Genomic DNA, 14620 nt, shown 5'->3' on the forward strand with positions numbered 1-14620 from the left:
AGACTCATCATGAAGACAGCTCGAATCAGCGCCGTTTTGTGCGCGCTTACAGTGGCCGCCGCGCCGGCCTTCGCCCAGACCTCAGAGAAGCCCTGGTCGGTGTCATTCGACATCGGGGCAGAACGCGCGCTCTCCGGCGACCTGCATGGGGGAGCGAACGGCACGGTGCTCGGCCTGCCGACGCAGGTGGCCGCTCGCACCTACGACGACATTTACGGCATGGGTTTTCGCTGGACGGCCGGTCTCGGGTATGCCGTCACACCGTCGGGCGAATTGCGCGCGCAGTTCGCCTGGGCGAAGGGCACTGCGGACCGGCTGAAGGTCGGCACGGTCGCCAACTTCGATCTCCTTGGCCTGTTCGACGACGACAAGTCGATGGAATTTGACCTGGGCTACCGGCAGTACCTCGGCGGGGCCGAGAGCCGGGTGCGCCCGTACCTCGGCGTCTTCGGCGGCGTGTCACGCGTGGACGCGATCAAAGCCGAATTCACCGTACCGGCCGCCAGCGTCACGCTGCCCGGCGTGGACATGTATGAAGAGTCCACCGTTCCGGTGTTCGGCGCCAGCGCCGGCCTTCAGGCGAAGCTCACTGATGCGCTGTCGCTACAGGTGGGGGCCGACCTTCGCTGGCGCGGGGATCTCTCGCCGAAAGATGGCCTTGCCGGCACGGGCCTCGACGGCATCAACGACAAAAGCCGGCGCTGGTCGCTTCCGGTTTTCGCGGGCCTGACGGTCCGCTTCTGACCGTTTCCTCCGATGGCGGTCTGGCGCAGATTCGCGCGCCAGGCCGCCCTGATTAAGCTCCCGGCCATCCCCCGGCTGCCTACATGGAGCACCAACCGCGAGACTTGCCGGCCGGCCCCTATACTGGGTAGGCCTGTTCCCCCCGTACAGACTCTTGGCCCCTCCGGGTCGTCAGAATGGGCAAGTGCGGCACGATGACGTCAGATGAAGAACTGGTCGCACGGGCGACCGCCGGAGATCACGACGCGTTCGCCCAGCTGGTCACCCGCTGGGAACGGCCGATCTACGCGCTGGCCTACCGCACCCTCCGGCGGGAAGAAGAGGCGCGGGATGTGGTGCAGGACGCGTTCCTGCGGGCCTATCGCGGGCTGAAGGGGTTCAAGGGCGAGGCCAAGTTCTCGTCGTGGCTGTATCGAATCACCCTGAATCTCTGCCGCGACTGGATGCGCAAGGAACGGCGGGCGCCCGTCGCGCAGGTCCCCGAGGGCACCGACCCACTGGACCTGGCCGACCAGCAGGCGGCACCGACCGAGTCGGTGGAGGATTTGGTGGCGCGCCGGGAAATGTCGGCGGCCGTGCAGCTGGCCATGGCCGACCTGCCTGAAGAGCAGCGCACGGCCATCATGCTGAAGGAATACCACGGCCTGACGTTTCAGGAAATTGCCGAGATGCTTGATTGTCCCCTGAGCACCGTCAAGACGCGGCTGTATCAGGGATTGTCGGTGCTGCGGCGACGGTTGGAGCGGCAACAGGCCGAGGCCACGCGGGTGCGGCGCGCGACATGGGAACGAACACTGTTGTGAAGTTGAGGAATAGATCTATGTGTGATCAGCGTGAACGTGTGTTGGATTACATCTACGACGAGGTGACCGACGCGAGTCGCCGCGACATGGAACAACATCTGGAATCGTGCGACGACTGCCGCGACGAGCTGCGCGCGTTGCGTAGCGTGAGGACCGACTTGCTCGCGTGGTCGGTGCCGAATCCTCCGTCCGTGTGGACGCCGTTTGCCCCGGTCCCGGTGGTGCCATGGTTCCGTCAGGTGCCCGCGTGGGCGATGGCGGCCGCGGCGAGTGTGATGTTTGTCATGGGCGCCGGCGGCGGGTTTGCGGCGTATGCGTTGGGCGCACGCGGTGCGGTGCAGGCGTCGGCTGTGACGCCCTCCGCAGTGGTGGCCCAGACGCCCGGGCTTGACGCCGAGACCGTGAGCGCGTTGGTGCGGCGCGAACTGGCCAGTGCGCAAGTGACTTCCGAAAAACCGATGGCGGTGCCTGCGGCGGCGCCGGCGTATCGGTTGGACCCGGCCACCGAGAAGCGGTTTCTGGCTCGTGCGACTGAACTCGTGGGCGCGAGTGAGGAACGGCAGCTGATCCTCGTGCGGGACTATCTCTATGAAGTGGGGCGGGACGCAGAGCGGCAGCGGCGCGCAGACGGGCAGACGCTGACCGCGCTGAAGGCCCAGGTCGACCAGTTGCAGGCGGTCCTGAGCCAGCTGGTGCAACAGCAGATGAAGGTGCAGTGATGAATCGAGTTCATGTTGTCGTGATCGCGGTGGTGTTGGCCTCGGGCCAGGTGGCGGCAGGGCAGGTGCGGCCCGTCCCCAATGTGTCGCCCGAGGTGCAACTGCAGCAGCGCCGGTTCCAGTTCCAGTTGATGGAGGGCGTGCTTGAAAACGCCGTGCGCCAGGGCGCCCAGGAAGTGGCGCAGGAAGTGGCCACCCGTGCGCAGGGCGTGATGCCCATCGGCATGCTCTTTTTTGGCCGGGGCAAAGCGCGCGGATTTCCCCTGGAGCAGTACGGCGTCGTGTTCGACGTGGAGATCCCGGAAATTCGCGAGAGCGCGGTGCTGTTGAACCAGTTTCCCCGGCCGACCGTGACACCACAGGCCTCGAACCAGCCGGTGCGGAACACCGGAGCCGCCACGACACGCGCCGCCGGAGTGGTGGCGGATGACCCGATGGTGCGGTCGTCGGTGGCCGTCGATCCGTTCCTGGCTGATCCGAACCAGTTCTATCGCGACGTCATCAAGGCCAAGCTGATTGACGCCATGCTGGACTATTCGAAGTCACTGGAAATCCCGGAGAACGAGTCGCTGTCGGTGGTGGCACGCGGCGAGGAAGATCCGATTCCGACCAGTCTCTACGACGACTCCCGCGCGCTGATCCTGAAAATCAGAGGATCCGACCTGGCGTTGTTCTATAGCGGAAAAATCACGCGCGAGGAGGCCCGGAAGCGGGTCGTTGAAACGCAATTCTGATCTACAATCGGCGGGCAATGTCCCGCCGACTTCTGCTCGTGCGCGCGGCCCTGTGTGTGGCGCTGGCCGCTGCCTCCAGTTGCGGCGAAATTGATCTGAAAACGGCCGTTCAGATCGCCGACGTGTCGTCGGGCTACTATGACGCTGGCATCACGCCTGAAGGGCTCAACAAACTCGTTCCGAGCCTGACGTTCACGGTGCGCAACGGCGCGGATGCGCCGCTGTCGTCCATCGACATGGTGGTGCTGTTCTGGCAAACCGGCAAAGACGCCGAGATGGATGAACTCGTCGTCAAGGTCATTGGCGGCGAGGGGCTGGCGCCAGGCGCCAGTTCCGAACCCGTGGTGCTGCGCGCCAGCGTCGGCTACACCACTGGCGGGGCTCGGGCAGAACTCTTCGGTCACCGCGACTTTCTCGACATCACGGCGAAACTCTTCGTCAAGCGGGGCGGCCGCATCATGCCGGCCGGCGAATACAAGATCGATCGAAAGCTCCTGTTAAGCGCGCCCACAAAGTGACGCCGCCAACCGAGGCCGTTCCGGCTCACGCCCCTCCCTCGCTCGAACGCCGCCTCGGGCCGCTCGACGCGGCGGCCATCATCCTGTCGAACGTCATCGGCGGCGGCATCTTCTACGTGCCCGTCCTCGTCGCCGCGCTCGTGCCTGTCGCCGCCGGCATGCTCGGTGTGTGGGTGCTCGGCGGGGTGCTCGCCTTTGCCGGCGCCATGGCGTACGCCGAACTGGCGGCGCTCCGTCCCCGTTCAGGCGGCGAATATGTCTACCTGCGCGAGGCCTTCGGGCCCCTCGCGGCGTTCCTCACGGGATGGACGTCGTTTGTCGCCGGGTTCTCTGGTGCCATCGCAGCCTCCGCGTTGTTTCTGGCCGATGCGATCGGCCGCTTCGTGCCGGCGGCGGCGGATCGCACGCCGATTCTCCAACTCCCCCTGCCGTTCGTGCCACTGGTGGTCACGAAGCAGACGCTGGTCGCGCTCGCCGCCATCGCGCTCCTGTCGTTCATCCATATGCGCGGCCTCGGGCCAGGCCGGCTTGTCCACAATTTCCTTGCGGGGCTCAAGGTCTCGGGCATCCTGATCTTCCTGGCTCTGGGGTTGGCTCTGGGCTCGGGCTCGTGGGGCAACGTGGCTTCGAGCCACGCGGTTGCGGCGCCGGCCACGGGCTGGCTGCTCGCATTGATTCCCGTGATGTTCAGCTACTCGGGGTGGAATGCTGCGGCGTACGTCGCCGAGGAGATTCGTGACCCGGGCCGCAACGTGCCGATCGCGCTCGGGCTCGGGACTGCGGCCGTGGTCGCGATCTACGTGGCGCTGAACGTGCTCTATCTGTATGCGATGCCGCTGGCCGATCTCGCGGTGGTGGCCGATGGCCGGCTCACCGATACCGTCGCCGAGCGACTCTTCGGCTTCGTGGCCGGCAACGTCATCGCCATCTTCACCATCGTGAGCGTCGCCGCAAGCATCAGCGCGATGGTGCTCGCGGGTCCGCGCGTGTATTTCGCGATGGCGCGTGACGGCGCCTTCCTGCCGTCGGTCGCCCAGGTGCACCCGCGTTACCGCACTCCTGCGCGCGCCATCTGGGCCCAGGCCGCGTGGAGCGCTGTACTCGTGCTCTCATCGACGCTGTCGGGATTGGTGAACTACACCGGCTTCGCCATTGTGCTGTTCTCAGGCATCGCCGTCGCGTCCCTGTTTGTGCTGCGCATGCGCGAACCAGGAGCCGATCGCCCGTTCCGCGCCTGGGGATATCCCTTCGCGCCTGGACTGTTTGTGGCCGCCTCTGCGGCGATGATTCTGCACCGCCTCTGGACCGAACCGAGCCAGACGCTCTACGGCCTCATCATCATTGGGGCTGGCGTGCCGCTATACCTCGCCTTTGCGCGCAAAGTGGCTCGGTAGCGCCAGCGCTGCCAACGTCGCGAGCGCAAGCGTGCCGTCAGTTGCAGCAAATAGAAGGTACGACGAAGGCGCGTTGCCAACGACGTAGTAGCCGATGAAGACCGACGCGCCTGCAGTTTTGAGGAGCACGCCAAAGACCCACATGTACGCGCGGTGACGAACCGGGTCGCGCAGGGGGGGCAGGTAGCCCAGCCCGACGCACACAAGAAACACACCCAACAGTGTCACAAAGATGCGCGGCTCAGGGACCACCACGCCGAAGAGAGACGCGAAGCTGTCGGGCGCCGCGAGCAGCGCCAGTCCGATCACGAGATCGTAGACCAGCGAAATGCCCGCGACGACCGACAGCGCGCGTCCGGCGTGCACGCCTACTTGACGGCCTTCTTCAACGCTCCTCGCACCGTGGTGGTTTTGCCTTCCACGATCGAAAGCTGCGGCACGAACGTTTCGTACCCGTCAGCCTTGATTTCCACCAGATGCGTGCCGAGCGTGAGTTTCAGATGCCCGCCCAGGCCGTCAAAATCGTCCACGACGCCGACCAGTGCGCCGTCCACGAAGACCTTCGCGTGGGCCGGAGACACCCGCAGCCGAACCGAACCCGTCGGCTCCGATGAGGACTCATCGTTGCGACCGCCACCGCCGCCGCCCGCGCCCACCGTGTACGAATCACACGGCCAGTAGCCCGAGCCGTAGCAATAGGGATCGTAAGGGCTGTACCAGGAGCCGTATCGCCACAGCGAATACCGGGAACTGCCGTAGCGCCACGGGTCATACGAGACGTATCCGAAGCCGCCGTTATACCAGGGGTACCATCGGCCCCACGGGCTGAACGGGTTGTAGCCGGAGTAGTAGTTGTAGTCAACGGCACCGCCGCCGTATTGCCGCGCAGGCCGGTCTGCTGCCGTGCCGACCGCTTCCCGCGACCCGCGCGACCGCGAACCTGACGATCGACTGGATGCCGATCCGGTGGCCCCGCCGCGGCTCACAGACGAGCTTGTGGACCCTGACGATCCTGACGACACCGAAGATCCCCGAGACGACGCCGAACCCGAGCTGCCGCCAGACGACGAGCTCGATCCGCCTCCGCTCCGTGACGACGCCGACCCGGACGATGTCCCGGATGAAGTGGGTGTGCGCGACCCGGCCTGAGACTGCTCACGCGGCGGCTCCACCTCACGGGCCGGCATCGAAACTTCGCGCATTGGCAACGCGGGTGGAGCCTCAGATCCAGTCGAACCCGAGGATCCCGACGAGCCCGATCCAGGGGCCGGACGGGGGATGGCCTGGGCCAGGGCCGCGGCCGGCGCGGCCAGTGCCAATGCCAGGGCGGTGGCGACCAACAAGCGGGGATTTCTATCCATGTCCATGCACTCCTTCAACCGAGATGACTCGACAGCGCGGCTTCAGTCTGTGACTCTGCAACAATACTGCCATCAAACCCCGCCCAAATACTGTGACAAAGTGGGTGGTGAATGGGACGAGTGTCCTCATCACTGGCCGGCCTTGCCCTCTACGGCGGACGGCCTTACGATGCCAGTTCCGGCCTGTTTTCTTATGCCTGAAACCCACGCAACGACAGTGCTCGCCGTCCGACACCACGGAAAGGTCGTGATGGCGTCCGACGGCCAGGTCACACTGGGCCAAACCGTCGTCAAACACCGCGCCCGGAAGGTCCGCCGGCTGTACGAAAACCGGGTACTGGCCGGGTTCGCCGGCACGGCGTCCGATGGGTTCGCGTTGTTCTCGCGTTTTGAGAGCAAGCTCGAGGCCCACCGGGGCAATCTGGAGCGCGCGTCGGTCGAACTGGCCCGCGAATGGCGTACGGATCGCGCCATGCGACGCCTCGAAGCGATGCTGCTCGTGGCCGACCCCGGCGCGATGTATCTGCTGTCAGGCACCGGTGACCTCATCGAACCCGACGACGGCATCATGGGTATTGGGTCGGGCGGCGCGTTTGCCATGGCCGCCGCGCGCGCGCTCGTGGCGCATACGCCGCTTCCGCCGCGGGCCATTGTGGAACACGCCATGGCGATAGCCGCTGACCTCTGCATCTACACCAATACGTCGTTGACGCTGGAAGAACTCTGAAATGCCCACTGTCGCATTACCTGCACCCGTACTGGCCGGCGGTGCAATGACACCGCGCGAAATCGTCGCCGAGCTCGACAAGTACGTTGTCGGGCAGGCCAAGGCGAAACGCGCGGTGGCGATCGCCCTTCGCAACCGCCACCGGCGGCAGCGCCTTCCGGCCGAGATGGCCGAGGACGTCGCGCCGAAGAACATCCTGATGATTGGGCCCACCGGCGTCGGCAAGACCGAGATCGCACGGCGACTGGCCAAGCTCGCGCATTCGCCGTTCCTGAAGATCGAAGCCTCCAAGTTTACCGAGGTGGGGTACGTCGGCCGTGACGTGGAGTCGATGGTGCGGGACCTGGTGGAAATCGGCGTGAAGCTGGTGCGCGAAGAACGCGAGGCGGAAGTGCGGAGCCGTGCGACGCAGGCGGCCGAAGAGCGCGTGCTCGACCTGCTTCTGCCGCCGTCCCCGTCGGGCCCCGGATTTGGTGCAGGGTCGCACGAGGAACAACTGGCGCGCGACCAGGTGGTGTCCACGCGCGAGAAGCTGCGCGAGCAACTGCGCGCCGGCAAACTCGACGGCAAGATGGTCGAGGTTGATGTCGCGCAACGGGCGGCGATGCCGTCGTTTGAGGTCGTTTCGGGATCATCCGTCGAGGAGATCGGCGTCAACCTGCGCGACATGATGCCGGGGTTGTTTCAGGGCAAGACCCGGCGCCGGCTCCTGCCTGTGTCTGAGGCGCGTGAGCATCTGGTGCAGGAAGAGACGCAGAAACTGATCGACATGGATGGTGTGGCCCGCGCGGCCATCGAACGCGTCGAGAATTCGGGCATCATTTTTCTCGACGAGATCGACAAGATCGCCGGAAAGGACGGCGGTCATGGCCCGGATATCAGCCGCGAGGGCGTGCAACGCGATATCCTGCCCATTGTCGAAGGCACCACGGTCAGTACGAAACACGGCATGGTCAAGACCGATCACATCCTGTTCATTGCCGCCGGCGCGTTTCACGTGTCGAAGCCGTCGGACCTGATTCCCGAACTGCAGGGCCGGTTCCCCATTCGCGTGGAACTCGAGGCGCTGGGCCGCGACGAGTTCATCCGCATCCTGACCGAGCCGCGCAACGCCCTGATCAAGCAGTACATGGCGCTGATGCTGACCGAGGGGCTGCGGCTGGAGTTCACACCCGAGGCCATTGCGCGCGTCGCCGAACTGGCCACCCTCGTGAACGACCGCACAGAAAATATCGGCGCACGCCGCCTGCACACGGTACTTGAGCGCTTGCTCGACGACGTGTCATTTCATGCACCCGAACTGGACGGCCAATCGATTACGATCGACCCGGCCTATGTGGATCGCATGCTTGCCGATATAGCGAAGAGCGACGACCTGTCGCGGTACATCCTGTGACCGTTCGCGCGTGCATCATCGCGGGACTGGGCCTCGTCGCGATCATTGCGGCCGGGTGCGGGTCGAAAGGACCGCCGCTGGCGCCGTTGCGTCCCGTGCCCGAAGCCCCGGGCGGCCTGGCGGTGCGTCGCGTGGGTGATCGGATCACCCTGAACCTGAAGGTGCCGGGCGCCAGCGCCGATCCCAACGCAGAGGTGGTGATCGCCGCGGTGGAAATTTACGCCCGCACGCTGCCCCTGGGTTCAGAGACGCCAACAGTGGCCCAGCTCCTGCGTAAGGAAAACCTCGTCGGGAGGATTGAGGTCCGCCCGGATCCCGTGACGCCAGAGCCCGGGGCTGACGCCACCACGACGCCCGTGCCTGCGGCCGCGCCCGCGGGGCCGCCCGACGCGCGTCCCGCCCGCGGCGAAACCACCGTGTGGACCGAGACGATTCCGACCACCGCACCGCGCCCGTTGGAGTTGAACCGCCAGCAGCAGACAACCGCCGGGCGTCGACGGCCCGTGTGGGTTCCTCTGCGACCAACTGGGCTGACGGTGCCGATCAGCCGCGAGACCGTGCCAGGCGTTCTACCGACCAGGTATTACGTCGCTGTTGGCGTGTCCGATCGAGGCCGGCCGGGCCCGGCGTCAGTGGTTGTGGCCCTGCCCTTTGGTCCCGCGCCTGCGACTCCGGTCCTGAGCACGCCCACGTACGACGAAACAGAACTGACCGTGACGTGGACGACCGCTCTGCCCGGCACCCCCGTAACCATTGTCGAAGCGACCAGTGCGGGCGTGGAGCAACCGGTGCCGGTGCAGGTTGCGCCATTGACGCGCGGCTCCTGGTCCACACCGTTTGAGTTCGGCAAGGAGCGCTGTTTCGTGGCGCGCGGTGTCGTGCGCCGCGGAGTCTCATCCACGGAAAGTGAAACCGCCGGGCCCGTCTGCGTCACCCCGGTGGACAAATTCCCGCCGGCCGCACCTGCCGGTCTGGTGCCGGTCTCTGATCCGGGCGGCGTGACGCTGCTGTGGGATCCAGTCTCAGCTGCTGACCTGGCCGGGTACCTGGTGTTGCGCGCCGAGGGCGCCAGTGAGACCTTTCTGGAACTGACGCCGAAACCCATTACGTCGGTGCAGTACGTGGATACCACCGTGCGCGCCGGTGTGCGTTACGTGTACGTTGTGGTGGCGGTGGACGCGTCCGGGAACCGAAGCCCACGGTCCAATGCCGTCAATCGCTGATCCACTCAGACCCAAGGGAGAGAGATGATTCGACTGTATCGCATCGAGCATGAGGGCGGTCCGAGGTACGCGGCCGAAAGTGAAGGCACTTGGCGGCTGGTTGAGGGCGACATCTTCGGCGTGTGGAATGAAGGCCCCGAAATTTCGTCAGAGGGTGTGCGTCTCCTCGCGCCTGTCCAGCCCTCGAAGATTGTCTGCGTGGGCCTGAACTATCGGGATCACGCGGCCGAGCAGAACAAGGCCTTGCCGGCCGAGCCGCTGCTGTTCATCAAGCCCTCAACGTCCGTGGTGGGGCCCGATGCTGTGATTGAGGCGCCGGCGTGGGCGGGGCGAATCGATCACGAGGCTGAACTGGGCATCGTGATCGGCAAACGTGCCCATCGCGTGCCCCTGCACCAGACGCAGGACTACGTGCTCGGCCTCATCGCGGTGAATGACGTCACCGCCAGGGACCTGCAGAACAAAGATGGCCAGTACACCCGCTGCAAGGGGTTCGATACCTTCGCGCCCATCGGGCCGTGTGTCGCGATGGGGCTCGACGGCCGCGACCTGAGCGTGCGTGCCTACGTCAACGGCCAACTGCGGCAGGATTCGCGCACGCGTGAGCTGATCTTTACCATCCCGGAGCTCATCACGTTCATCACGTCGGTGATGACCCTGCTGCCCGGCGATATCATTTCGACCGGCACACCATCGGGAATCGGTCCGATTGTGCCTGGCGATTCAGTCACCGTGCATGTCGAAGGCGTGGGCGCGCTGACCAACAAGGTGGTGGCGCAGTGAAGATTTTTCTCGATACTGGCAACCTGAAGGAGATCGAAGCCCTGGTGCCCCTGGGCATTGTGGACGGTGTCACGACCAACCCGTCATTGATGGCGAAAGAAGGCGGCGACCCGCGCGCGATCATCAAGAGCATCTGCGAGCTGGTCCAGGGGCCCGTCAGCGCCGAAGTGGTGGCCACCGAGTGGCAGGCGATGGTGGCCGAGGGGCGCGAACTGGCGGCGATCGACTCGCACGTCGTGGTCAAGGTGCCGTTCACGCGCGACGGCGTTCGCGCATGCAAGGTGCTGGCCGGCGACGGGATCCGCGTCAACGTCACGCTCATTTTTTCCGCGACGCAGGCGCTCATTGCCGCGAAGGTCGGCGCGGCGTACGTGAGTCCGTTCATCGGCCGGCTCGACGACATCGCCTCAGACGGGATGGGCCTGGTGCGCCAGATCGTGGACATCTTCGACGCACACCAGTTCATGACCGAAGTGCTCGTGGCCAGCGTGCGCGGGCCCATGCACATCGTGGAAGCGGCCCGGATGGGCGCCGACGTGTGCACATGTCCCGTCTCGGTGGTTGAGGCGTGCTTTAAACATCCGCTGACCGACATCGGTCTTGAGAAGTTCCTGAAAGACTGGGAGAAGGCTCAGGCCTCCCGCCAGTGATGACACCACAGGAACACCTCGCGGACCTGGAACGCCGCGCGGAACTGGGCGGCGGCGAGGAGCGCCTGCGACGGCAGCGCGAGGGCGGCAAGTTGACCGCGCGTGAACGCGTGGACCTGCTGTTTGATTCGGGCACGTTCGAAGAGCTCGACAAACTGGTGACGCACCGGTGTCGCGACTTCGGCATGGAGAAGGAGATGGTGCCCGGTGACGGCGTAGTGGCCGGACACGGCCGCGTCGACGGCAGGCCGGTGTATGCGTTCGCCCAGGACTTCACGGTGTTCGGCGGATCCCTCTCGGAAACCAATGCCGCAAAGATCGTCAAGGTCATGGACCTGGCCATGAAAATGGGTGCGCCGGTCGTGGGACTCAACGACTCAGGTGGCGCGCGGATTCAGGAAGGCGTGGTGTCGCTCGCCGGCTACGCCGACATTTTCCTGCGCAACACCCTGGCGTCGGGCGTGGTGCCGCAGATTTCCGCGATCATGGGCCCCTGCGCGGGCGGGGCCGTGTATTCGCCGGCCATCACCGACTTCAACATCATGGTGGAAGGCACGAGCTACATGTTCGTGACCGGTCCCGATGTGATCAAAACGGTCACACATGAGGATGTCACCAAGGAAGCGCTGGGCGGTGCCATGGCGCACAACGCCACGAGCGGCGTCGCGCATTTCGCCGTGCCGTCAGACCGCGAGTGCATCCTGCTGATCCGTGAGCTGCTGGGGTACCTGCCGTCCAATAACCTGGATGGCGCGCCGCGCGTGGCCACGGCCGATCCGGTGGACCGCGAGGATGCGGCACTCGATTCACTCGTGCCCGAGCAACCGAACCAGCCCTACGACATGCACGACCTCATCCACGCGGTGGTGGACGACGGCCGGTTCCTCGAGGTGCACCAGTACTTCGCGCAGAACATCATCTGTGGCTTCGCGCACCTGGGCAGCCGCTCTGTGGGCATCGTCGCCAACCAGCCGAAGGTGCTGGCCGGGTGCCTGGATATTGATGCGTCGGTGAAGGCCGCGCGTTTTGTCCGGTTCTGCGACGCGTTCAACATTCCGATCATCACGTTTGAGGATGTGCCGGGGTTCCTCCCTGGTGTTCGCCAGGAACACGGCGGGATCATCCGCGCGGGCGCCAAGCTGCTGTATGCGTATGCGGAGGCGACCGTGCCGAAAATCACCGTCATCACGAGGAAGGCCTACGGCGGCGCGTATTGCGTGATGGCCAGCAAACACATCCGGACAGATTTCAACTTCGCGTACCCGATGGCCGAGATCGCGGTCATGGGCCCCGAAGGCGCGGTGAACATTCTCTATCGACGCGAACTGCAGCAGGCCGAAGACCCGGCGGCCAAACGCGCGGAGCTGACGCAGGAGTTCCGCGAGAAGCTGGCCAACCCGTTTGTGGCGGCGTCGCGCGGCTACGTGGATGAAGTTATCGCGCCCCGCATGACACGAGCCAAGCTCATCGCCGCGCTGGCCAGTTGTGACAACAAACGCGACAAGAACCCGCCGAGGAAACACGGCAATATTCCCCTGTGATGTCCCGCCGGAAAGTACTCATCGCCAATCGCGGCGAAATCGCCGTTCGCGTCATGCGCGCCTGCCGGGAACTCGGACTCGGCACCGTGGCCGTGTACTCGGAATGCGATCGCACCGCACTGCACGTGCGCACCGCCGACGAGGCGTATCTGATCGGCCCTGGCCCCGCGGCCGAGAGTTACCTGCGGATCGACCGTTTGATTGACGTCGCCCGGCGCAGCGGCGCTTCACTGGTGCATCCCGGTTACGGGTTCCTCGCTGAGAACGAGGATTTTGCGCAGGCCTGCCTTGACGCCGACCTCACGTTTGTCGGCCCGTCGCCCGACGCGATCACCCGCATGGGCAGCAAGACGGCGGCCCGGCATGTGGCCATCGCTGCCGGTGTGCCGGTGGTGCCCGGCACCGAGGAGCCGTTTGCCGAGGACCTGCCCGACGACGTGCTCGTGGCTGAGGCGGCGCGCATCGGGTATCCGCTGCTGGTCAAGGCCGTCGCCGGCGGCGGCGGCAAGGGGATGCGCATGGTGCAGTCGCCCGCGGATCTCCTGCCGGCGATCCGCACTGCGCGATCAGAGGCCGGGTCGGCGTTTGGTGAGCGCGCCGTGTACCTCGAACGGCGGTTGGCCAGGGCGCGCCACATCGAAATTCAGTTGCTGGGTGATCACTACGGCACGGTCGTGCCGTTTGTGGAGCGGGAATGCTCCATCCAGCGGCGACATCAGAAAGTCGTTGAGGAATCACCGTCGCTGGCGCTCACCGTGGAGACACGGCGCGCGATGGCCGCGTGTGCGGCCGCGGTGGCGCGCACGGTGGGGTACACCAATGCCGGCACGATTGAGTTCCTGCTCGATGAAGATGGAAAGTTCTATTTCCTTGAGATGAACACGCGCCTGCAGGTGGAACATCCGGTCACCGAAATTGTGACGGGTATCGATCTGGTGCACTGGCAGTTGCGGATCGCCATGGGGGAGCGCCTGACGATTGATCCGGAGCGCGCCCTGACGCCGGTGGCGCACGCGATCGAATGCCGGATTTATGCCGAGGATCCCGACCAGGGTTTCATGCCATCGCCGGGTCTCGTGCGTGCGCTCAGTGTGCCTGGAGGGCCGGGCGTGCGCGACGACCGCGGCGTGGCGGCGGGTTTTACGATCCCGCTCTTCTACGACTCCATGATCGCCAAGCTCATCGTCTGGAGCGACAACCGGCCCGATGCCATCGCGCGCCTGTCGCGGGTGCTTGATGAATATCGTGTGATCGGCGTGCGCACCACGCTGCCGTTTTTCCGGTGGCTCGTCGCACAACCGGAGTTTGCAGCCGGACAGTTCGACACCACCTATCTCGACTCGGTGCTGGCCGCGCGCAAGGGACAGGCCTTTGTCGAGGCGACGGATGGCGACGCGGACGACGCGGCCATGGTCGCGGCGCTCGCCGCGTGGTTTCGCGCGCATCAGGCGTCGGCCGGCGCCCCGGCGGCACCCGCGGCCGGACACTGGCAGCGCGCCGCGCGCCTGGAGGCGCTGCGATGAAGTTCGACGTTGAGGTCGCGGGCCGCGAGCGGTCGATCACCGTCGAGCGCATCGGCGACACCGGGAGATTCCGCATCGTGCTGAACGGCCAGGCCCATGACGTGGAGGCGAGCCCCATCGACCTCGGGCTGTCGGTCATCTTCCTGGCCGACGGCCGGTCACTGGAGGCGGCTGCAACGCCGGGGCCCGGGGGCGACTGGCTCGTGCAATTGCCGCATCTGGATGTGTCGGTTGTGGTCGACGGCCGCCGCCATGTGCGCGGCCGGCTGGGCGCTGCCGGCGGACCCGGCCTGCAACGGGTGACCGCGCCCATGCCTGGGCGTGTGCTTCGGGTGCTTGTGAAGCCCGGCGATCAGGTGGCGCATCGCCAGGGACTGGTGGTGGTCGAGGCGATGAAGATGGAAAACGAACTCACCGCGCCCAAGGCCGGCGTCGTCACCGAGGTGGCGATTACCGAGGGTACCTCGGTCGAGGCCGGACGCCTGCTCGTCGTGATTGAGTAGT

17 protein-coding genes are annotated in these 14620 nt (G+C 65.7%); 15 read left to right on the plus strand and 2 right to left on the minus strand.

Annotated features, from left to right (window positions below):
- The first annotated feature begins 9 nt into the window (after nucleotides 1-9).
- From IPL75_05610 to IPL75_05635, 6 genes are all read left to right on the plus strand, one after another.
- A complete protein-coding gene (locus IPL75_05610; GenBank protein MBK9239732.1) occupies nucleotides 10-744 on the plus strand; it encodes an outer membrane beta-barrel protein in 735 nt (244 codons plus the stop codon).
- 194 nt (nucleotides 745-938) lie between these two features.
- Complete coding sequence (locus IPL75_05615; protein ID MBK9239733.1) at nucleotides 939-1547, plus strand: sigma-70 family RNA polymerase sigma factor; 609 nt, start codon at nucleotides 939-941, stop codon at nucleotides 1545-1547.
- A gap of 17 nt (nucleotides 1548-1564) precedes the next feature.
- A complete protein-coding gene (locus IPL75_05620; protein MBK9239734.1) occupies nucleotides 1565-2266 on the plus strand; it encodes a zf-HC2 domain-containing protein in 702 nt (233 codons plus the stop codon).
- Nucleotides 2266-3000, plus strand: a complete 735-nt coding sequence (locus tag IPL75_05625; protein ID MBK9239735.1) for a hypothetical protein — start codon at nucleotides 2266-2268, stop codon at nucleotides 2998-3000. The genes IPL75_05620 and IPL75_05625 overlap by 1 nt, the downstream gene beginning before the upstream one ends.
- A gap of 17 nt (nucleotides 3001-3017) precedes the next feature.
- Nucleotides 3018-3518, plus strand: a complete 501-nt coding sequence (locus tag IPL75_05630) for a hypothetical protein (GenBank protein ID MBK9239736.1) — start codon at nucleotides 3018-3020, stop codon at nucleotides 3516-3518.
- Nucleotides 3515-4912, plus strand: a complete 1398-nt coding sequence (locus IPL75_05635; protein MBK9239737.1) for an amino acid permease — start codon at nucleotides 3515-3517, stop codon at nucleotides 4910-4912. The genes IPL75_05630 and IPL75_05635 overlap by 4 nt, the downstream gene beginning before the upstream one ends.
- Here IPL75_05635 and IPL75_05640 read toward each other — a convergent pair.
- Nucleotides 4877-5278 (minus strand): hypothetical protein, encoded by a 402-nt coding sequence (locus tag IPL75_05640; GenBank protein ID MBK9239738.1) that lies wholly within the window; start codon nucleotides 5276-5278, stop codon nucleotides 4877-4879. The genes IPL75_05635 and IPL75_05640 overlap by 36 nt on opposite strands.
- Nucleotides 5279-5280: 2 nt before the next feature.
- Complete coding sequence (locus IPL75_05645) at nucleotides 5281-5898, minus strand: PEGA domain-containing protein (protein MBK9239739.1); 618 nt, start codon at nucleotides 5896-5898, stop codon at nucleotides 5281-5283.
- A gap of 10 nt (nucleotides 5899-5908) precedes the next feature.
- Between IPL75_05645 and IPL75_05650 the strand changes: the two genes are divergently transcribed.
- The 9 genes from IPL75_05650 (at nucleotide 5909) to IPL75_05690 (ending at nucleotide 14619) form a co-directional block, all read left to right on the plus strand.
- The gene (locus IPL75_05650; protein ID MBK9239740.1) at nucleotides 5909-6061 is read left to right on the plus strand and encodes a hypothetical protein; all 153 of its coding nucleotides are present in this window, start codon (nucleotides 5909-5911) and stop codon (nucleotides 6059-6061) included.
- Nucleotides 6062-6466: 405 nt separating this feature from the next.
- Nucleotides 6467-7000 (plus strand): ATP-dependent protease subunit HslV, encoded by a 534-nt coding sequence (hslV, locus tag IPL75_05655; GenBank protein MBK9239741.1) that lies wholly within the window; start codon nucleotides 6467-6469, stop codon nucleotides 6998-7000.
- Nucleotides 7001-7046: 46 nt separating this feature from the next.
- Entirely contained in the window at nucleotides 7047-8396 is a 1350-nt protein-coding gene (hslU, locus tag IPL75_05660; protein MBK9239742.1) for an ATP-dependent protease ATPase subunit HslU, read from the plus strand.
- Nucleotides 8393-9619 carry a hypothetical protein gene (locus IPL75_05665; protein MBK9239743.1) on the plus strand — a complete coding sequence of 409 codons (1227 nt, stop codon included), beginning with the start codon at nucleotides 8393-8395 and terminating at the stop codon, nucleotides 9617-9619. The genes hslU and IPL75_05665 overlap by 4 nt, the downstream gene beginning before the upstream one ends.
- Before the next feature lie 27 nt (nucleotides 9620-9646).
- Nucleotides 9647-10402, plus strand: coding sequence for a fumarylacetoacetate hydrolase family protein (locus IPL75_05670; GenBank protein ID MBK9239744.1), 756 nt, complete (start codon nucleotides 9647-9649; stop codon nucleotides 10400-10402).
- Nucleotides 10399-11052: a fructose-6-phosphate aldolase gene (gene fsa, locus IPL75_05675; GenBank protein MBK9239745.1), complete on the plus strand. Its 654-nt coding sequence runs from the start codon at nucleotides 10399-10401 to the stop codon at nucleotides 11050-11052. Before IPL75_05670 ends, fsa begins: the two co-directional genes overlap by 4 nt.
- Entirely contained in the window at nucleotides 11052-12593 is a 1542-nt protein-coding gene (locus IPL75_05680; GenBank protein MBK9239746.1) for a methylmalonyl-CoA carboxyltransferase, read from the plus strand. The genes fsa and IPL75_05680 overlap by 1 nt, the downstream gene beginning before the upstream one ends.
- Nucleotides 12593-14116, plus strand: coding sequence for an acetyl-CoA carboxylase biotin carboxylase subunit (locus tag IPL75_05685; GenBank protein MBK9239747.1), 1524 nt, complete (start codon nucleotides 12593-12595; stop codon nucleotides 14114-14116). Before IPL75_05680 ends, IPL75_05685 begins: the two co-directional genes overlap by 1 nt.
- Nucleotides 14113-14619 carry an acetyl-CoA carboxylase biotin carboxyl carrier protein subunit gene (locus IPL75_05690; GenBank protein ID MBK9239748.1) on the plus strand — a complete coding sequence of 169 codons (507 nt, stop codon included), beginning with the start codon at nucleotides 14113-14115 and terminating at the stop codon, nucleotides 14617-14619. The genes IPL75_05685 and IPL75_05690 overlap by 4 nt, the downstream gene beginning before the upstream one ends.
- The last annotated feature ends 1 nt before the right edge of the window (nucleotide 14620 follow it).

This window comes from Acidobacteriota bacterium (genome assembly GCA_016716905.1).
Lineage (GTDB): Bacteria > Acidobacteriota > Vicinamibacteria > Vicinamibacterales > SCN-69-37 > SYFT01.

What these genes read in the sequence shown, in the direction of transcription:
- IPL75_05625 (MBK9239735.1), top strand. Translation starts at nt 2,266, where the DNA reads ATGAATCGAGTTCATGTTGTCGTGATCGCGGTGGTGTTGGCCTCGGGC.
- IPL75_05620 (MBK9239734.1), top strand. Translation starts at nt 1,565, where the DNA reads ATGTGTGATCAGCGTGAACGTGTGTTGGATTACATCTACGACGAGGTG.
- IPL75_05630 (MBK9239736.1), top strand. Translation starts at nt 3,018, where the DNA reads ATGTCCCGCCGACTTCTGCTCGTGCGCGCGGCCCTGTGTGTGGCGCTG.
- IPL75_05680 (MBK9239746.1), top strand. Translation starts at nt 11,052, where the DNA reads ATGACACCACAGGAACACCTCGCGGACCTGGAACGCCGCGCGGAACTG.
- IPL75_05615 (MBK9239733.1), top strand. Translation starts at nt 939, where the DNA reads ATGACGTCAGATGAAGAACTGGTCGCACGGGCGACCGCCGGAGATCAC.
- IPL75_05610 (MBK9239732.1), top strand. Translation starts at nt 10, where the DNA reads ATGAAGACAGCTCGAATCAGCGCCGTTTTGTGCGCGCTTACAGTGGCC.
- IPL75_05685 (MBK9239747.1), top strand. Translation starts at nt 12,593, where the DNA reads ATGTCCCGCCGGAAAGTACTCATCGCCAATCGCGGCGAAATCGCCGTT.
- hslV (MBK9239741.1), top strand. Translation starts at nt 6,467, where the DNA reads ATGCCTGAAACCCACGCAACGACAGTGCTCGCCGTCCGACACCACGGA.
- IPL75_05690 (MBK9239748.1), top strand. Translation starts at nt 14,113, where the DNA reads ATGAAGTTCGACGTTGAGGTCGCGGGCCGCGAGCGGTCGATCACCGTC.
- hslU (MBK9239742.1), top strand. Translation starts at nt 7,047, where the DNA reads ATGACACCGCGCGAAATCGTCGCCGAGCTCGACAAGTACGTTGTCGGG.